At 45.3% G+C, this 19884-nt stretch carries 12 protein-coding genes and 3 rRNA genes; 10 read left to right on the forward strand and 5 right to left on the reverse strand.

From position 1 onward, the window contains the following. Positions 1 to 74: 74 nt before the first annotated feature. A complete protein-coding gene (gene slmA / locus ACXACM_RS02905; protein ID WP_474819679.1) occupies positions 75 to 662 on the forward strand; it encodes a nucleoid occlusion factor SlmA in 588 nt (195 codons plus the stop codon). 6 nt (positions 663 to 668) lie between these two features. Here the strand turns inward: slmA and ACXACM_RS02910 are convergent, their stop codons facing one another. Together ACXACM_RS02910 and ACXACM_RS02915 are read right to left on the reverse strand one after the other, a co-directional pair. Further along, positions 669 to 1865 carry a capsular polysaccharide export protein, LipB/KpsS family gene (locus ACXACM_RS02910; RefSeq protein WP_474819680.1) on the reverse strand — a complete coding sequence of 399 codons (1197 nt, stop codon included), beginning with the start codon at positions 1863 to 1865 and terminating at the stop codon, positions 669 to 671. Between the two features lie 147 nt (positions 1866 to 2012). Next, positions 2013 to 3653, reverse strand: coding sequence for a M28 family metallopeptidase (locus ACXACM_RS02915; RefSeq protein ID WP_474819681.1), 1641 nt, complete (start codon positions 3651 to 3653; stop codon positions 2013 to 2015). A 183-nt stretch (positions 3654 to 3836) separates the two neighbouring features. On the opposite strand from ACXACM_RS02915, the gene ACXACM_RS02920 reads away from it, so the two are divergent. The 9 genes from ACXACM_RS02920 (at position 3837) to ACXACM_RS02960 (ending at position 13283) form a co-directional block, all read left to right on the forward strand. Then, complete coding sequence (locus ACXACM_RS02920; RefSeq protein WP_474819683.1) at positions 3837 to 4406, forward strand: TetR/AcrR family transcriptional regulator; 570 nt, start codon at positions 3837 to 3839, stop codon at positions 4404 to 4406. A gap of 48 nt (positions 4407 to 4454) precedes the next feature. Beyond that, a complete protein-coding gene (locus ACXACM_RS02925) occupies positions 4455 to 4781 on the forward strand; it encodes a DUF1820 family protein (protein ID WP_474819685.1) in 327 nt (108 codons plus the stop codon). A 220-nt stretch (positions 4782 to 5001) separates the two neighbouring features. Further along, positions 5002 to 5487 (forward strand): hypothetical protein, encoded by a 486-nt coding sequence (locus tag ACXACM_RS02930; RefSeq protein WP_474819687.1) that lies wholly within the window; start codon positions 5002 to 5004, stop codon positions 5485 to 5487. An 81-nt stretch (positions 5488 to 5568) separates the two neighbouring features. Further along, a complete protein-coding gene (locus ACXACM_RS02935; RefSeq protein WP_474819688.1) occupies positions 5569 to 6255 on the forward strand; it encodes a hypothetical protein in 687 nt (228 codons plus the stop codon). 1 nt (position 6256) lies between these two features. Continuing rightward, positions 6257 to 7636 (forward strand): Y-family DNA polymerase, encoded by a 1380-nt coding sequence (locus ACXACM_RS02940; RefSeq protein ID WP_474819690.1) that lies wholly within the window; start codon positions 6257 to 6259, stop codon positions 7634 to 7636. 1 nt (position 7637) lies between these two features. Then, on the forward strand, positions 7638 to 10712 hold the full coding sequence (locus tag ACXACM_RS02945) for an error-prone DNA polymerase (protein ID WP_474819691.1): 3075 nt from the start codon (positions 7638 to 7640) through the stop codon (positions 10710 to 10712). A gap of 179 nt (positions 10713 to 10891) precedes the next feature. Further along, a complete protein-coding gene (locus ACXACM_RS02950; RefSeq protein WP_474819692.1) occupies positions 10892 to 11434 on the forward strand; it encodes an acyloxyacyl hydrolase in 543 nt (180 codons plus the stop codon). 128 nt (positions 11435 to 11562) lie between these two features. Beyond that, on the forward strand, positions 11563 to 12339 hold the full coding sequence (locus ACXACM_RS02955; protein WP_474819694.1) for a type 2 periplasmic-binding domain-containing protein: 777 nt from the start codon (positions 11563 to 11565) through the stop codon (positions 12337 to 12339). Positions 12340 to 12563: 224 nt separating this feature from the next. Further along, complete coding sequence (locus ACXACM_RS02960) at positions 12564 to 13283, forward strand: DUF1499 domain-containing protein (protein WP_474819695.1); 720 nt, start codon at positions 12564 to 12566, stop codon at positions 13281 to 13283. A 779-nt stretch (positions 13284 to 14062) separates the two neighbouring features. On the opposite strand, the gene rrf is transcribed toward ACXACM_RS02960, so the two are convergent. From rrf to ACXACM_RS02975, 3 genes are all read right to left on the reverse strand, one after another. Then, a 5S ribosomal RNA gene (gene rrf, locus ACXACM_RS02965) occupies positions 14063 to 14178 on the reverse strand. A gap of 151 nt (positions 14179 to 14329) precedes the next feature. Next, positions 14330 to 17316: ribosomal RNA gene (locus ACXACM_RS02970) — 23S ribosomal RNA — on the reverse strand. A 505-nt stretch (positions 17317 to 17821) separates the two neighbouring features. Then, a 16S ribosomal RNA gene (locus ACXACM_RS02975) occupies positions 17822 to 19354 on the reverse strand. Together the 16S, 23S and 5S rRNA genes form the textbook arrangement of a ribosomal RNA operon. Positions 19355 to 19884: the final 530 nt, after the last annotated feature.

The following is a 19884-nucleotide window of genomic DNA, read 5'->3' on the forward strand; positions in this document are numbered from 1 at the left end:
TAAAAACAGGTTTCTGACCACCTAAAAAGGAATAGGGCATATTGTGGCCCTCGAACGGAGGAATTACTCGCGTTATGCCTGCTGTCAAAAAAACAAATCGCCGGGCGCAAATACTGCAAGCTCTGGCAGGAATGCTTGAAACCCATCAGGGTCAAAGAATAACAACTGCGAAACTGGCCGAGAAAGTAGGTGTGTCGGAAGCGGCGCTATACCGTCACTTTCCCAGTAAAGCCAGAATGTTCGAGGGGCTTATTGAATTTATTGAGGAAACATTATTTTCCCGTATTAATAAAATCCTTAATGAAGAGAAAGATTCTGCAGCCCGCTGCCAGCTAATCTTACATTTGCTATTGGGCTTTGCTGAGAAAAACCCAGGCATCACACGCATTTTGAATGGTGACGCATTAATGGGCGAGCAAGACCGCCTGCGAGCTCGCATTGCCAAGTTGTTTGAGCGTCTTGAAACTCAACTTAAGCAAATCCTTCGAGAGCGAAAGCTTAGAGAAGGGAAAACCTTAACAGCTGAAGAAGGCATTATCGCCAATTTGATGATCTGCTATGTTGATGGGCGTATTAACCAATATATTCGCAGTGGTTTTAGCCGCAAGCCAACAGAGCAGTTCTCCGAGCAATGGCTCACCTTTAAACAGATGTTTGCATAAAAAGGGCTAATCAGCCCTTTTCTGCTCTCTGAACTTAGCAATCTTTTCAGAAAAAGGGTCAGTTTGCTGCAATCGACTCTCCAAGGCTTTGAAATGCTCGCCTTTAGCCTGCGCCCAGGCTTGAGGGATCACATAATAGTCGTTTAAACACTGTAAAAACTGTCTTTGTCTGCTCTCATCAAAGCCACATTCGTCAAGATGTGTCAGCGCCCAGGCCATTGATTCTTCATCGCGAACACGGTAAGCCACGGAAGGAATATCGTAACAAGCCTCCCCGAGTACGATTACTTTTTTCCCTAAAAGTAAAGATTCAATGCCCACTGTGGAGTTAATCGTCATGACTGCTTCTGCGTTTTCTATCAACTCCTGGGTGCTGCATTGATTAGTAAAAATGATACGTGGATCTTTGCTATGTAAATTGTCATGGCGAATGACATCCGATGGATGCTCTTTGATGACGATGGTGAGGTTAGGATCGTTAGCCATATCCAACGCATTGACAATATGCTGCCAAAGCTGTGCCATAGACTTTATCCACGGCGAATTACTGATTACCTGGCTGTCTGTTTCCACCTGAAAGGGCACAAATATATAACGTTTAGGCAGCGCATCTATAGCTATACCTTCCGCCTTGGCTTTTGCCCGCTCTCGCACCTGAAGTGTTTGAGGTAATGTTACCTCTCCGGAAAACTGTTCGTAGAATGCTTCTTCCCTTGGCAGGCTGTTTAGACAGTTCACACCTTTTACATCACATGTAGTAGAGTGTGGCAGTAACCCGTTTTCAAAGTAAACCACCTCTTTACCCATTGCCTTCGCGGCAAAGGCGACACTGGAACTAGGCAACTTCTGACCATTCCACGCGCCAACTACATCTGCTTCCATTTTGTCAATTAAGCCGCAGAACTTAGCTATTTCGGCTCTGGCGTAAACCTTCATGAGCCATTCGTATCCGCCCCAAAACACAGTTTTGCAGAACCGGGGGAATTTCTTTCGCTTTTTTGCAAAGTGAGGGGTCAGATAGCTATCTATATCCAAAGAATTGGTAAAGCGCCAATAAGAAAAATATCCGGGATGAAAGAAGGTCTTATTAACCTGCACAACACTAACTTTCAGCGAAGTCGACGCAGCGAAGCGCTTAAAATAACGAATGTGAGAACTTCCCCTCGCCATCAGGAGATAGTGTTTTTCGGCTTTTTCAGTCATATAAACGCAGATCGCAGGGATTACAGAGAAGCGAGAGTATACCTTTAGCTAGCAGGCTTTTCCAAGTTCATGAGAGCTGAGCATTTTAACTGCTTTGAAAAGTAAAGCGGGCACAAAAGTGCCCGCTGCTAAATATCTCTGAAAACCTTATTTCGCAAAGGTATTACCAAAGAAATCGTCTTCATTCCACTGAGGGCGCTTTTCTTGCGTTGCCAGCGTTAAACCAATCTCAGCGTTCACCTCTGTAAAGGTGCTGGCTGCATCCCAGTTAAACGGCTGATTAATATCGTCACTGGGTTTGTGGTAATGCGTGGCCAGGAATTCACCGAACTTCTTGCTGCCATCAATGTTCGGATCTTTAGACTCTAGCCCAGGCACCATAAACACGGCAGGAATACCTTGTTTTACGAAAGCATAATGATCTGAACGGGTAAACAGTGCTTGCTCTGGCCAAGGATCATCGCTTAAGGATATACCTGCGTTGGCGGAAGCAGCTTCCACAGAAGCTTTCATATCGCTGTGGCTGGCACCGAAAGCAATAACATCAGCAAATGGGTAAGTGAGAATAGGCATATCCAGATTAACATTCGCCACCATAGACTTCACAGGCACAGTGGGATTACGAGCAAAGTAATCTGCTCCTAACAGACCTTTCTCTTCACCGGTAACGGATACAAACAAAATTGAACGCTTAGGTTTGGACTCAAGCTCGCTGAACAACCGGGCGGTTTCCAGCATTACAGCCGTTCCGGAAGCGTTATCCATAGCACCGTTGTTGATGTTGTCTTTTTTAACGGTTTTAGCAAAACCAATATGGTCCGAATGGGCAGAAAAAACCACATACTCATTTTTCAGTTTTGGGTCGCTACCTTCAATAGCCGCCACAACGTTAGGGCTGGTAATGGTAGAGTGCAGACTCTGCTTAGTCAGTGAAACTGTACCCGGTAACTCAAACCCTTTAGGCGCCGCGTCACCTTTTTCGATGGAAGAAAAGATATCATCTAAAGATACGGGGGCTTTGGCGAAAAGCTTTTTCGCAGCGGGAATACTGAGGTAAGCAGAGCCCTTTAATTGCGGGAATGTGTTGGCAGGAACGCCTTCTTTATTCATCCAGGCAAGCCGAGGAGTATGGATATAACTCAGACGGCCTTGGTAAGGACGGACTTTTTCAGCAACGGGTGTAGAGAGTGTAATGATACCAATGGCACCTCGCTCAGCAGCATATTTTTGTTTCTGGTAGCCCGAAGCAAAATGCGCCCCCTCTTCGCTGGGAAAAGACGCCGGCTTGCCAGAAAGCATAACAACAACTTTACCTTTTACGTCAATGTTTTTGTAATCGTTGTGATTCAGCTCGTCTGCCACAATGCCGTATCCGGCAAAAACCATCTCACCAGACAAGGATGAATTGAGGGCCATAAGATCAGGACCTGTCAGATAGTCCTTCGGGTAGGACATGGAAACCTGTTCCCCATCCAGAGAAAAACTGAGCGCAGGAGATTCCTGTACTAAGTTTGCCTTACGGAAGGTTACATTTTGCATATAGCCATCCGTGCCCATGGGTTTTAGGCCGTATTTAGCAAACTCCGTAGCAATGTACAGCGCGGCAATATCGTGGCCACGGGAACCAGTATCACGTCCTTCCAGCAAATCGTTTGCCAGGAAAAACAGGTGTGATTTTATTCTATTTGTATCTGGCGAAAAATTGCCTTTATCAGAATGGGTATTATCAGCGAATGCTGAAAGTGTACAAACAGCTATAAGGCTGCCTAATAGTATTTTTTTTATCATAAACATCTATCGATAGGTGAACATCCGCTTGCATCTTAACCCACACAGGGGTCAATACCAATTCATCAGGAGTATAAACTTAACAATGAAAACAAGCAGAGCCCATTGTATTGTTAATTTCTAACCTTGATACTTCCGTGGTTTGCGCTACCCTAAACAGATGTAACTATTGACATTATCACCATGCCAAGACGCGCCCAATACGATGTAGAACAGATTCTACAGCAAGCCGTAGATATTTTTTTGGAACACAGCTTCCACGGCGCCATCATGGACGAAATAATAGCCAGAACCTCTTTCAACCGAAGAGGCTTTTATCTGGAGTTCGGTTCCAAACAGGAATTCTTATACAAAGTATTGTCCCATTACCAGGACACCCAATTGATGCCAGTGGTAAGCGAATTAGAAAATCATCACGGTATAACCGCAATTAACACTTTCTTTCTCAGCTATATTCCCTTGGTTTATGGTCGCGGATGTCTGTTGATAAACTGTGTTTGTGAGTTGGGTAAACAAGACAAAGTGATAAAAGAAATGGGCCGACATTACCTCGACCGATTACAACTCGATTTTATAGGCTGTTTAGAGAAAGCCAAATTGGCTAACGAAATCAAGTCTGATATCAACATTGAAAGTGCCGCACTTCAACTCACCAGCTATGTACAAGGCTTTGCTGTTAACGGAATCCTGGCTGAAAACAAAGAAGAAATGATCATAGCTACAGAAGCACTGCTTACCCCATTGCAGGTTTAACAAAAAAAAGTAAAATCGTGCTCTGTGTTAAACGGGTCACTGGAAATTATGAGTAGTAAACAGCATCTTTATCGCATTCAATTCGTAAGTAACGGCGAAAGATATGAGTTATACGTGCGGGAAGTCAGCCAAGGAAGTATGTTTGGTTTCGTGGAAATTGGTGATTTTGTTTGGGATACACATACAAGCTTAGTGCTTGACCCAACCCATGAAAAACTAAAGACAGAATTTGCTGACGTTGAAAGTACGTTTATACCAATCCACAATGTTTTACGCATAGATGCTGTAAAAAAACAGGGCACAGCAAAAATAACAAAACTTTCAGATAAAGTGACGGCATTCCCAAGCCCCATTTACACCAATCCTGATAAATAAGCATAGCCATTAACACAACTAGAAAGTTATACCATTCTGTATGAGAGTATTTATATTCCCCTTGCAGATATTTCCACTCGTAATGCATGCTAACACCCTGTTAAGTCAAGTTATTACCCGTTAGGCTAATGGTAAGTTTAACAGGGCTAAAAAGCGTGCTGAATCAGTATTCACATTCAGTAATAAGTAAGAATAACGTCAGAGTGTTTAGGAGATCTTCATGGTAGCTTTTAGTGTCATTGGAATACTGATAATTCTGCTTATCTATCTTGTTTTCAAAGTACAAACCCTACACAGTCAAATTAACCAGAACAAAATTTTGGCAAAACAAAATGCCAGTAAAGCGAATAGCGCTTATGTCAATTTGAGCACGACGGCAAAAGCTCTCCAGGCCATTTTTATACAGCGACTGGAAACCGCCAGCAGTAAAGGGCTTATCAGTGGCGATAACGAAAAGGTACTGGCTTTTATTCTTCAGTCATCATCAAAAATCATATTTGAAAACAGCGAGAAAAAAAGAAGTATTGAAGAAGGATTAACGTTAGCTTTGCGTGACGGCGAAGACATGTCGATGGAAAAAATTCAAACATTTATGCAGGGGCAACCCAGCGATATTCGCATGAGCTGGGCGAAAAACACCCCCGATGGCTTTATTGTGGCCATTGACAACATGACGGCTAACCTACTGCAACCTAAAAAATCATAACCGCTTATTTTCCCTCATAAAAAGAATATTGAATAAAAGCTAAACAAGCCTATAATACTGTATGGATATACAGGTATTATTATGGCTAATTCTCTTTCTCTTGTTGAACAACATCCGGCTATATGGCGTGGTGGTGATGCGAGCACACTGCAGCCGAATAGAACACCTACTGGGTTTAGCGCGCTGGATAAAGCCCTGCGCGGTGGTATACCAGATTGGGGAGTCATCCGACTTAGACACTTACCTGGCACCGGAGAATTATCGTTCTTATCTACCGTTATAAAAAACAGAGAACAAGCGCCACAGTGCGCCTTTGTAAATCCACCGGGTGTTATTTTAGCGCCCTGGCTCGAACAACTTGGAGTTAACCCTGCTCACACGCTGCTTATTAATACAGACAGTGAACTGGCTAAGTGGGCAACAGAATCATGTATTAAATCCTCAGCCTGCCATGTGGTTTTTATGTGGGTTACAGGTTTAAGCGCTAAAGAAGCACGGCGTTTACAAGTCGCCACGCAAAATACTCACTGCCAGGTTTTTCTGTTTGAGCCCTTAACAGCAAAAAGACATTCACTGCCGATATCGTTAGATTTATCACTAAGTCCAACTGAGCAGGGTTTTGAAATTGATGTGCACAAACAATTCGCTGGCTGGAGCCATCAGCAAATTCCTGTTTCGTTTAGTTATACTCCCAACAATTCCCCCATTGCCAGTGTGTTTCGACTTTATACCGACTCTTTATCCAACACTTTAAATTTACAGGGTTAATATGCTCTGGCTACATATTCATTTCTATCAGTTGACCCTGGACAATCTACCTTTAGAACAAAAAAGGGCTAGCATTGTGGTTTACGATGCCGGTAAAAATGGCATTGTTCAGACCAGCAGAGCTGCTCAACGGGCTGGAATAGAAAATGGGATGGGACTGGCACAAGCTGCTTCATTGTGCGAATCCCTTCAGGTTATTGATTACCAGAAACAAATAGAAGTGGGATACTTAAAAAACCTGGCCTCATTAATTTATCAATGCGCTGCAGAGATTGCTTTATCCCCACCAGCGGCCCTTTATATTCGTATAGATAATTTAACCAGATATTATGGCAGTCTTCAGAGTATCTGGCTGGCCATTAAGTCAGTTTTACAAGAACGTCATTTGCATTTTAATTACGCTTCAGCCGACAGCCCTGAAGCTGCCGCAGCACTCGCAAAAGCAGGCGCAAACACCCTTTTCTTTGATAAAAACCTCATTAAAAGCGCTTTAAATCAGTTGCCGTTATCGGTGCTTTCACTGGCACCGAAGGTACTTAACGCTTTGTCGCGAGCAGGCATTGAACAGGTTGATCAGCTCTTAAACATCCCGCCTACGGAATTGGGCAAGCGGTTTGACGATGACACTTTAAAATACGTGTTTGCTTTACGAGGAGAGCATCATCACAGGCTCGTTTTCTATCATCCTCCTGCAGAGTTCGAGCAAACAATAAATTTGCCTTACGAGGAAGAAAACACCCAACGATTACTTCCTTTTATTGGCAATGCGCTTAAAGACTTAGCCGTGTTTTTAAGGCTACGAAATGCAGGGTTATTACGCCTTAGCCTCTTACTGGCGTACCGCGAGCATGACTCTTCAGAGCTTAAAATTGGAAAAGCTAATTCTCATTTTTGTGAAAAAGAGTGGCTGGAGTTAATCGCATTGAAGTTTGAACAACTGATGTTACCGGCGCCGGTTATTAGCGTAACTTTGCACGCGGCAGAACTATGTGAAAACGACAGTGAAAATAACGATTTATTCAATAATCGCACAAGTGTCTTTGCCCGGCAGCAACTCATTGGCAAGCTATCAGCACGCCTCGGGGAAAGCCAGGTTAGCAAACCTAAATGGCCAAAAGATCATAGATTACAAGTATTAAGTGACGCCGCGAATAGTAGTGAAAGTACTTTGAAGTTAGACATGCCAGGTATTGTTCTAGCAGAACCAGTAAGGCTCAGTGAATCTCCTGTGATTGAATTTGGTCCGGTGAGAGTTGAAACAGGCTGGTGGGACAAAAATAAATATATGCGCGACTTTTACATCGCTAGAAACACACACGGTCAGAGAATACAAATATTTAAAGAAGCCAACCAATGGTTTGTCAACGGTTGGTACATCTGACATGGCTTTTGCTGAGTTGGTTTGTCAGAGTAATTTCAGTTTTCTTCACGGCGCATCCAGCCCTGAGGAACTGGTTACTACAGCTGCTTTCCTTAACTACTCTGCCATCGCTATTACTGACGAATGTTCAGTGGCCGGAGTCGTTCGAGCGCACAGCGAAATTAAGCGGCACCGATTACCCGTTTCTCTTATCGTGGGCAGTTTGTTCAATTTTCAAAATAATTTTCAATTTGTCCTGCTGTGCCCGAATAAACAGGCCTACGGAGAATTATGTCGTATCATTACACAGGCTCGCCGCCGAAGTCCGAAAGGTGAGTATCAACTGGCAGAGTGGGATCTCATTGCCGTAAAGCACTGCCTGATTGTCTGGCTACCTGATTTAGAAAGCGACACTAATGACCATTGGGGAAAATGGCTTTCTCGACATCATGCCAACAGAACCTGGCTTGGGGCCACCCGATTTCTCGACGGCTCTGACACACGTCGCTTCGCCTCTCTCCATCAGCTACACAGGACTTTTAAATTTCCTGTCATAGCGACGTCTCAAGCGCTATTTCACCATCCAAGTCGGTTGCCTTTACAGCACGTTCTTCATGCTATGCACGAAAATACCTCAGTAGAACAGCTCGGAAGTGCCGTTTTATCAAACGCCGAGCGGGCATTGCGCAATATCACGAAAATAAAAAAGCTATTCCCCGAGCAATGGGTCAACAATACACAAAAATTGGCATCCACTTGTACATTTTCTCTCGATGAGCTTAGGTATCAATACCCGGCTGAGCTTGTTCCTAATGGTTTAACCGCAATTGAACATCTTCGCAATTGTGTTGAGGAGGGAATAAAGAAGCGCTTCCCAGATGGTTTGAGTAGTGAAATCAGGGCAATAATTGAAAAAGAAATGCGATTGATTGAGGAACAAGAATACCCGTACTTTTTCCTGACAATTCACGATATTGTTCAATTTGCGAAGAAGCAGAAAATTCTTTATCAAGGAAGGGGTTCTGCAGCTAATTCGGTAGTGTGTTATTGCCTCGAGATCACTGCAGTAGATCCACGGCAAATTAACGTGCTGTTTGAGCGTTTTATTTCCAAAGAAAGAGATGAGCCTCCGGATATCGACGTAGACTTCGAGCACAGTCGGCGCGAAGAAGTTATTCAGTATATTTACAACAAATACGGGCGGGAGAGAACAGCACTTGCTGCTACGGTGATCTCGTTTCGCTTTAAAAGTGCGTTTCGGGAGGTGGGGAAAGCACTTGGACTTCCTGAAACGCAACTGGATTTTGTGATAAAGAACATCAATAGAAGGGATCGAACACTAACCTGGCAATCTCAACTTTCAGCTTGCGGTTTAGATACCCAATCAACAAAAGTTCGTCAACTGGTGGCTCTGGTAGAGGAATTGGTTGGTTTCCCCAGACACCTATCTCAACATGTTGGAGGCTTTGTTATTTCTGCCGGACCTTTATATGAAATGGTACCTGTAGAAAATGCTGCAATGGCAGATAGAACCGTTATTCAGTGGGATAAGGATGACTTAGAATCATTAGGTCTGCTAAAGGTAGATGTACTGGCCCTGGGTATGCTCAGTGCAATTAGAAAGACTTTCGATTTATTGCAAACTCAATATTCAGTACCGGTATCAATTCCTTTTATCACTCGGTTAGGCGATGACCAGCAGGTTTTCGACATGATTTGCAAAGCAGATACTGTTGGTGTTTTTCAAATTGAATCTCGGGCGCAAATGAGTATGTTGCCCCGCCTAAAGCCACGTAGCTATTACGACCTCGTGGTTCAAATTGCTATTGTCAGGCCCGGCCCAATTCAAGGTGATATGGTTCACCCGTATTTATTACGCAGACATGGCAAAGAACCCGTCTGTTATCCTTCAGAAGACGTGAAAAAAGTATTGTCGAGAACCATGGGAGTACCCATTTTTCAGGAACAAGTAATTCAATTAGCAATGGTTGCTGCGGGGTTTTCTGGTGGAGAGGCAGATCAACTTAGACGTGCAATGGCGAGCTGGAAAAAAGATGGCCGGATCTATGAGTTTAGAGAAAAGCTTATCGACGGTATGATAAAGAAAGGCTACACCATGGCTTTTGCTGAACAGCTCTTTGAGCAAATTAAAGGGTTTGGTGGGTATGGGTTTCCAGAATCACATTCCGCATCTTTTGCTGTACTCGCCTATGTTTCTTGTTGGCTGAAGTATTACTTCCCAGCGGAGTTTTACATTGCATTACTCAATAGTCTTCCCATGGGGTTTTATTCAGCCAGTCAATTAGTACAGGATGCGAAACGTCATAGCATTCCTGTTCTGCCGGTATGCATCAATCATTCAGAGAGTGAACATACGCTGGTTTTGCAACGTGGCGTAAAGGCAATAAGACTCGGATTGAAACTCGTGAAAGGTTTGTCTGAAAAAGCCATGATAGAGCTATTAGAGGCTCGACCTGCCTCCGGCTTTACAGACGTTTATCAACTAAAACAGCTCCATGTAAGCGAAAAAGACTTATCTGCTTTGGCCAGTGCTGACGCTCTGTCATTAATTGGCGGAAATCGCTATCAGGCGAGATGGGCAATGATGGACCAGCAAACTTCTCTTCCTTTATTTGGCAGTAATCAACCGTCGCTTCCTCTTGAAGTGATCCCAAACCCAGCTCAAAATGTCGCCGAGGATTACGCGTCACTGACGCTTTCATTAAAAGCGCATCCAATTGCCCTCGTTTTACAGGAACGTCAGATTAAAGGGCTAACCTTTGCGAATCAATTACAGTCCAAACCTCACGGGAGCCTTGTCCATGTAATTGGTTGTGTTACCTGCAGGCAAGCCCCGGGTACGGCATCTGGTGCTACCTTTTTTACTCTGGAAGACCATACAGGCAATATGAATATTGTTGTTTGGCAGTCAACAGCCAGACATCAGCAAAAAGCTTATCTCAAATCAAAGATTCTGCAGGTTGATGGTATTTTGGAGCGCTCTAAAGAAGGTGTTGTGCATGTCATTGCCGGTAAACTCAGTGATAGAAGCCATTGGTTTTCGGCGCTTACAGTTAATGCAAGAAACTTTCACTAAGCCATTGAACCGGTAGTTTTCGACATACATACACCAATGTATTTTTTACGTCTCGTTGGAAAATTATACATACGGTTGTGCATGTTTTTATCTAAAAAGTTCTTAAGTCACTAATTATATTAAACTTTAATACTGGCCACAAAATTGCTTCCTCCTGGATATGTATACTCGGAGGAATTATGTTCAATAAGCCCACTCTCACTTCACTTTTACTTTTTTCCACTCTTCTGCTTTCTGCCCATGTTAATGCTAAGCAAGCTATAGCGGTTGATTATCTTTATGGTTTTGATGATATCAGTGGCTTGCGATTAGCCTACAGACCCGTAACCACGGAACTGTATACTGATTGGTTCGGCGATATAAAACTGTATTGGGAAGCCAGTATAAATGTATGGGAATATGGGGAAAACGATAATCACAGTACTAATTTTGCCATCGCGCTTTCTCCTGTATTGGTGAAACAAATTACAAAGATCAACGATATATACCCTTTGTATGTTGAAGCGGGAATTGGGGCGAGCCTAGTCAATGATCGTGAGTTTGCCGGAAAGAATATTGGCTCTCACTATCAATTTGAAGATCGCCTTGGCTTGTTGCTTAGTCTCGATGATGAAGATCAACAACAAATAGCGCTGCGATATATGCATTATTCTAACGGTGGATTAAACAGCAAGAACCCCGGATTAGACTTTTTAAATTTGTCATATTCGTACCATTTTTAAAATTTTTTGTTTATTTATTGAACAGAACACATAAGGTAAGCATAATACTTTCTGCATAAGCATTGTGTATACTTATGCTTTGTTGCTAGTAACATTAAATTGGTAAAGCAGGTAAAAGAAGTTTCGTGATGATTAAAAAACTAGCTTTCGTAGTCAGCTTACTTGTATGCTGTAGAGCGTACAGCGATACTTATGTCATAGGCTCACAGAACTTCAACTATTATCCTCATTACGACTTCGCATCAGAATTTGACAAGGGCTTTATTTGGGCGCTTTTGGAAGCATATTCTAAACAGAGTGGAGATGAGTTTGTTTATGTATCTTTGCCGGTTCAGCGCCTTCAAACTGAACTTGTTAAGGGCACAGTGGACGTTATCTATCCTGACAACCCAATTTTTCGTCCTGCTGCTCTTGAGCCAGAAAATAAACACTATTCCCAAGGTATCGTCAAAACCATAAGTTGCGTGGCGGTCAAGCCATCATTTCACTTCTCAGCTAAAGATGATATCCACCGGTTGTCTTTACCCAAGGGGTTCTCAACAATGGATTGGGGAGGGTTAATTCCCCAGGGTTCAATTGAGCTCATTGAAGTAGCTAGCAGTCTACAAGCCTTGCAGTATGTTGACAAAGGTAAAGCTGACGCTACCGAAGTAGACTATTTTGTTATGGAGCACTTATCCATGAATAGTCCGAGTATAGACAGGTTTGCTGTCGGTGCACACTTGCCTAAAAAGATCACTGAGTTTAAGTTATCTACCATTGAGCACCGGGGTTTGATTGAGAAAATTGAAGCTTTTATTAAGTCAAACCCTGAGGTTGTAGAAAACTTGAAGGTTAAGTACGGGATCAGTAACCCTCACGCCATTCTTTCATCTCTATCAAATTCCCCCAAAGGAGACGTGTAGTAACTGGGCACAAATCAACGTTTAGTAACATCGAGAATTGTTGCTGGTTTCTATTTGTTTTCCGTCGGGTGTAAGCTGTCCATCGTCTTCATTCCGCACGAACACTTTTTCGTTCATTCCGAGTGCGTTTCAGGCTGTATTTGTTGTCACTTGCTCTGAAAGTTATCACATTAAGCAGATACGCGTGTTAATGTGTAACAAAACAACTATTACCTGGAGTACTTGTGAAAAGCATTATCGCCCTTACCAGCATCATCGGATTTTTGATGGTCGTGTTACCTGGCCCTCTCTATCAATTTGCAGGCGTTGACCTTAAGACAGCATTCGCGACATTGCGATATGGAGTGTATGTTGGTGGTGCATCTCTCATCCTAATTCTTCTCAATGTGTTGGTTAATCGCAAAAACGTAAAGTGGGTAAGTACAGTTCTGTATACAGTACTGTCGCTCGTTGCAGTGGGGATGCCTGTTAGTATGATGAGTAAAGCCGGTGCCGTTCCGCCCATTCACGACATAACAACAGACGTCACTAACCCTCCTGAATTTGTAGCCCTGGCAGTAGAGCGAGCAGAAGCACCTAACCCAATAACATATGAAGGCGGGGACGTTACGGCACAACAACTTGATGCGTATCCTCATATTAAAACCCAGCGACTACCACAGCCTCTAGCCGAGGTTTATACCGCTGCTGAAATTGCTATTGACAGTCTAGGCTGGGAGCGTGCAAAAGAAGGAGAGGCAAATAACACTTTAGAAGCGACAGACACTACTACCTGGTTCGGTTTTAAAGATGATGTAGTCGTAAGACTTCAAGAGCAAAACAATCATACGCTAGTAGATGTTCGTAGCAAATCCAGGGTGGGTAAAAGCGACCTTGGTAAAAACGCTGAGCGTATTGATTTGTTCTTGAGCGAATTAAGAAAACAACTTGAGCTCCAAAACTAGGTTGTATTTGTTGAACCTATGATCACTGGAAAATGCACAACTAGAAAATAGTAAGACGATAGTGCGTGTGTTCTGGGATGTCATATAGCCCTAGCTGAGCATCAGGAGTAGCTGATATTTACAAGGAGCCTAGGGTTTGGTTTCCGTTTGATAATAGGCGCAGCTTTGCTGCGCTTATACGAAAAAGCCCACTGGTTTGAGTGGGCTTTTTCGTGTAATTGGGAGCCTGGCGGTTCACTTCGTGACGAGAGCTACTCTCACGCTGAGCGCAGCGAACGAGGGGTGCCAGTGGCACGCCGAGAGTGAAGAACCGGCAGCAAGGAGGCTGCCGTGGACGTTGCACCAGGGAAGGGATGCTACTTGTCTGTTAAGCAGATCTACACAGGTAAATCCCTACCGATGGGTTGGGTTTGCCGTTGATAATAGGCGCAGCTTTGCTGCGCTTATACGAAAAAAGCCCACTCGTTTGAGTGGGCTTTTTCGTGTAATTGGGAGCCTGGCGGTTCACTTCGTGACGAGAACTCCTCTCACATGGGGGTGATGAACGGTGAGCGCAGCGAACGAGGGGTGCCAGTGGCACGCCGAGAGTGAAGAACCGGCAGCAAGGAGGCTGCCGTGGACGTTGCACCAGGGAAGGGATGCTACTTGTCTGTTAAGCAGATCTACATAGGTAAATCCCTACCGATGGGTTGGGTTTGCCGTTGATAATAGGCGCAGCTTTGCTGCGCTTATACGAAAAAAGCCCACTCGTTTGAGTGGGCTTTTTCGTGTAATTAGGAGCCTGGCGGTGTGCTACTCTCACATGGGGAAACCCCACACTACCATCGCCGCTAACGCGTTTCACTTCTGAGTTCGGAATGGGATCAGGTGGTACCACGTCGCTATTGCCGCCAGGCAAAAACTGGTTGTTACCGACATCGTCAGTAACTTAACAATTCTGGAAAGCGTGATATCGTCTTCAATCAGAGTAACTCACTACTCTAACTTACTTAATTAGTCAGTCATTTAACTCACAACACTAAATGTCGAAGCCATTTAGGCGTTGTATGGTTAAGCCTCACGGGCAATTAGTACAGGTTAGCTTAATGCCTTGCAACACTTCCACACCCTGCCTATCAACGTTGTAGTCTACAACAACCCTTCAGAGAGGTTAAACCTCAGGGATGACTCATCTTGGGGCTCGCTTCCCGCTTAGATGCTTTCAGCGGTTATCGATTCCGAACGTAGCTACCGGGCAATGCCTTTGGCAAAACAACCCGAACACCAGCGGTTCGTCCACTCCGGTCCTCTCGTACTAGGAGCAGCTCCCCTCAATCATCCAACGCCCACACCAGATAGGGACCGAACTGTCTCACGACGTTCTAAACCCAGCTCGCGTACCACTTTAAATGGCGAACAGCCATACCCTTGGGACCGACTTCAGCCCCAGGATGTGATGAGCCGACATCGAGGTGCCAAACACCGCCGTCGATATGAACTCTTGGGCGGTATCAGCCTGTTATCCCCGGAGTACCTTTTATCCGTTGAGCGATGGCCCTTCCATACAGAACCACCGGATCACTATGACCTACTTTCGTACCTGCTCGACGTGTCTGTCTCGCAGTTAAGCTAGCTTATGCCATTGCACTAACCTCACGATGTCCGACCGTGATTAGCTAACCTTCGTGCTCCTCCGTTACTATTTGGGAGGAGACCGCCCCAGTCAAACTACCCACCAGACACTGTCCACAATCCCGATTAGGGACCTATGTTAGAACATCAAACATACCAGGGTGGTATTTCAAGGACGGCTCCATGCAAACTAGCGTCTGCATTTCAAAGCCTCCCACCTATCCTACACAAGTAGGTTCAATGTTCAGTGCCAAGCTGTAGTAAAGGTTCACGGGGTCTTTCCGTCTAGGTGCGGGTACACAGCATCTTCACTGCGATTTCAATTTCACTGAGTCTCGGGTGGAGACAGCGTGGCCATGGTTACACCATTCGTGCAGGTCGGAACTTACCCGACAAGGAATTTCGCTACCTTAGGACCGTTATAGTTACGGCCGCCGTTTACCGGGGCTTCGATCAAGAGCTTCGCCTAAGCTAACCCCATCAATTAACCTTCCGGCACCGGGCAGGTGTCACACCGTATACGTCATCTTACGATTTAGCACAGTGCTGTGTTTTTAATAAACAGTCCCAGCCACCTGGTCACTGCGGCCCTCACCTGCTCAGGAAGCAAGTTCCATCACAAGCAAGGGCGTACCTTCTCCCGAAGTTACGGTACAATTTTGCCGAGTTCCTTCACCCGAGTTCTCTCAAGCGCCTTAGTATTCTCTACCTGACCACCTGTGTCGGTTTGGGGTACGGTTCACATAATCATAAGTTTAGAAGCTTTTCCTGGAAGCAGGGCATCAACAACTTCACCACCTTGGTGGCTCGTCTCGTGTCTCGGCCTTAAGAACCCGGATTTACCTAAGTTCTCAGCCTACTCACTTTCACTTGGACAACCAACGCCAAGCTTGCCTAGCCTTCTCCGTCCCTCCATCACTGATTATATAAGTACGGGAATATTAACCCGTTTCCCATCGACTACGCATCTCTGCCTCGCCTTAGGGGCCGACTTACCCTGCCCTGATTAGCATGGGACAGGAAACCTTGGTCTTCCGGCGTGGGGGTTTTTCACCCCCATTATCGTTACTCATGTCAGCATTCGCACTTGTGATATGTCCAGCAAACTTCACAGTTCACCTTCAGCCACTTACACAACGCTCCCCTACCCAGCAAGTAAACTTGCTGCCGCAGCTTCGGTATATTGCTTAGCCCCGTTACATCTTCCGCGCAGGCCGACTCGACTAGTGAGCTATTACGCTTTCTTTAAAGGGTGGCTGCTTCTAAGCCAACCTCCTAGCTGTCTTAGCCTTCCCACATCGTTTCCCACTTAGCAATATTTTGGGACCTTAGCTGGCGGTCTGGGTTGTTTCCCTCTTCACGACGGACGTTAGCACCCGCCGTGTGTCTCCCGGATAGTTCTCTTTGGTATTCGGAGTTTGCAAAGGGTTGGTAAGTCGGGATGACCCCCTAGCCTTAACAGTGCTCTACCCCCAAAGGAATTCGTCCGAGGCTCTACCTAAATAGATTTCGGGGAGAACCAGCTATCTCCCGGTTTGATTGGCCTTTCACCCCCAGCCACAGGTCATCTCCACCTTTTTCAACAGGTGTGAGTTCGGTCCTCCAGTTGATGTTACTCAACCTTCAACCTGCCCATGGCTAGATCACCGGGTTTCGGGTCTATACCTAGCAACTAGACGCGCAGTTAACACTCGCTTTCGCTACGGCTCCCCTAAACGGTTAACCTTGCTACTAAATATAAGTCGCTGACCCATTATACAAAAGGTACGCAGTCACCCCATCACTAAGCACCCTGCTTGATTTGGCGCGGTTTACCGTTGGCTGCCTTGCAGGTCAACGTTACGCTCAATCAGGCTGTTTGCACTTTGTGAGTTTCATCACTAAGGCACTTAGTGATGGGGCTCCCACTGCTTGTACGTATACGGTTTCAGGTTCTATTTCACTCCCCTCACAGGGGTTCTTTTCGCCTTTCCCTCACGGTACTGGTTCACTATCGGTCAGTAAGGAGTATTTAGCCTTGGAGGATGGTCCCCCCATCTTCAGTCAAGATAACACGTGTCCCGACCTACTTAATATGTGCTAATTGCCACTTCGTGTACGGGACTATCACCCTGTACCGTTAAACTTTCCAGAATATTCCACTATGACAACTAACATCGGCTAGTCCCCTTTCGCTCGCCGCTACTAAGGGAATCTCGGTTGATTTCTTTTCCTCCGGGTACTTAGATGTTTCAGTTCCCCGGGTTTGCCTCTACATGCTATGTATTCACATGCAGATACCCGCAAGCGGGTGGGTTTCCCCATTCGGACATCGATGGCTCAAATGCGTTTTGTCAACTCGCCACCGCTTTTCGCAGACTTACACGTCCTTCATCGCCTCTTACTGCCAAGGCATCCACCGTATACGCTTAGTCACTTAACCATACAACCCTAAATAGCTTCTGCTTTGCTTCCTGTATTTCGCGGCGCGTCCTCGCTTACTCAGTCACATACGATATGTATGCTCCTTCGCTCGCTCGTCGTTTCGCTCACCCAGAAACCAAATCATCGCTATTGCCTCTTATTCACATGAGTTAAGGAATAAGATTTCATAGCATTACAGGAAAATCCAAGAGTTGCGACAACTCAAAAGGATGGATTTTGCTGCGCCAACCCCGCCTTTTTGTCCAGGGTTAGGTGAGATGTTATCTCTGTTGTATGCATGACTGTCTAATCAATTACATTGCAGCTTACGCTGCGCCGTTTGTCAGATAGAGTAGCGTGAAAGAACATCTTTTCGATATTCTCAGTTACTCAATTTGATTGATTACTAATATCAGCTTTCCAAATTGTTAAAGAACAAGACTTTGCTCTGAATCTCCTAAGAGACACATAACAAAACAATCTGTGTGAACACTGCGCTAAAAGGCAATTGACGATTTTTAAGGTAAGGAGGTGATCCAACCCCAGGTTCCCCTAGGGTTACCTTGTTACGACTTCACCCCAGTCATGAAACACAAAGTGGTAATCGTCCTCCCGAAGGTTAGACTAACTACTTCTTTTGCATCCCACTCCCATGGTGTGACGGGCGGTGTGTACAAGGCCCGGGAACGTATTCACCGCAGTATGCTGACCTGCGATTACTAGCGATTCCGACTTCACGGAGTCGAGTTGCAGACTCCGATCCGGACTACGATATTCTTTAAGGGGTCCGCTCCACATCGCTGTCTCGCATCCCTCTGTAAATACCATTGTAGCACGTGTGTAGCCCTACACGTAAGGGCCATGATGACTTGACGTCGTCCCCACCTTCCTCCGGTTTGTCACCGGCAGTCTCCTTAAAGTGCCCAACTTAATGCTGGCAACTAAGGACAAGGGTTGCGCTCGTTGCGGGACTTAACCCAACATCTCACGACACGAGCTGACGACAGCCATGCAGCACCTGTGTCAGAGTTCCCGAAGGCACTAATCCATCTCTGGAAAATTCTCTGCATGTCAAGTGTAGGTAAGGTTCTTCGCGTTGCTTCGAATTAAACCACATGCTCCACCGCTTGTGCGGGCCCCCGTCAATTCATTTGAGTTTTAACCTTGCGGCCGTACTCCCCAGGCGGTCTACTTAGCGCGTTAGCTTCGCTACGCACGAATTAAATTCACACACAGCTAGTAGACAGCGTTTACGGTGTGGACTACCAGGGTATCTAATCCTGTTCGCTACCCACACTTTCGGACATGAGCGTCAGTCTTTGGCCAGGGAGTCGCCTTCGCCACTGATGTTCCTCCAGATATCTACGCATTTCACCGCTACACCTGGAATTCCACTCCCCTCTCCAAGACTCTAGTCTGCCAGTTCTAAATGACCATCCCAGGTTGAGCCCGGGGCTTTCACATCTAGCTTAACAAACCGCCTGCGTCCGCTTTACGCCCAGTAATTCCGATTAACGCTCGCACCCTCCGTATTACCGCGGCTGCTGGCACGGAGTTAGCCGGTGCTTCTTCTGTTGTTAACGTCACAGCTGGCAGGTATTAACTACCAACCTTTCCTCACAACTGAAAGTGCTTTACAACCCGAAGGCCTTCTTCACACACGCGGCATGGCTGCATCAGGGTTTCCCCCATTGTGCAATATTCCCCACTGCTGCCTCCCGTAGGAGTCTGGGCCGTGTCTCAGTCCCAGTGTGGCTGATCTTCCTCTCAGAACAGCTAGAGATCGTCGCCTTGGTGAGCCTTTACCTCACCAACTAGCTAATCTCACTTGGGCCTCTCTTCAGGTAGGAGCCTAAGCCCCCTTTGGTCCGTAGACGTTATGCGGTATTAGCAGTCGTTTCCAACTGTTATCCCCCTCCCAAAGGCAAGTTCCCAAGCATTACTCACCCGTCCGCCACTCGTCAGCAAATAGCAAGCTATTCCTGTTACCGTTCGACTTGCATGTGTTAGGCCTGCCGCCAGCGTTCAATCTGAGCCATGATCAAACTCTTCAATTAAAATCGAAAAACTATTTATGAATCGTCGGTTGACACTCTTAACGAGTGCCCACACAGATTGTCTTGTTATAAATTGTTAAAGAACATTTTTGCTAACTTTCGTTAGCGGCTTCAGCGGTTTCCCCTGAAGCGGGACGCGCATTCTACGCGTTTCGTTTTCAGTGTCAACAACTTTTTGAAAATTATTTCGAAGCGTTGTTAGCTCTAAAAACTTGCTTTTCAGTGTTGTTTCCAACTCTTTCAAGCGAGGCGCGCATTGTACGCCTTTCGATTCTCTTGTCAACACTTTTTGAAATTTTATTCTCTAGAGCATTTCTTTGAAAACCTCGCCAGACAAGCGCTTTAGCGATAGTACTGACTAGCTTTTGCTGGAAAGTTGTTTTGCTTTCCTGCCGAAGCGGATGCGCATTTTAGGGATTTAAATCTCTCCGTCAACTACTATTTTAAAAAAACTGTCATATTTCGTTTAAACGGTCAATTATCATCCTTTGCGGTATACAAACTCACCACCAATTGCCCTATTTATCACT

The organism is Alteromonas sp. AWQ4_252 (genome assembly GCF_056158205.1).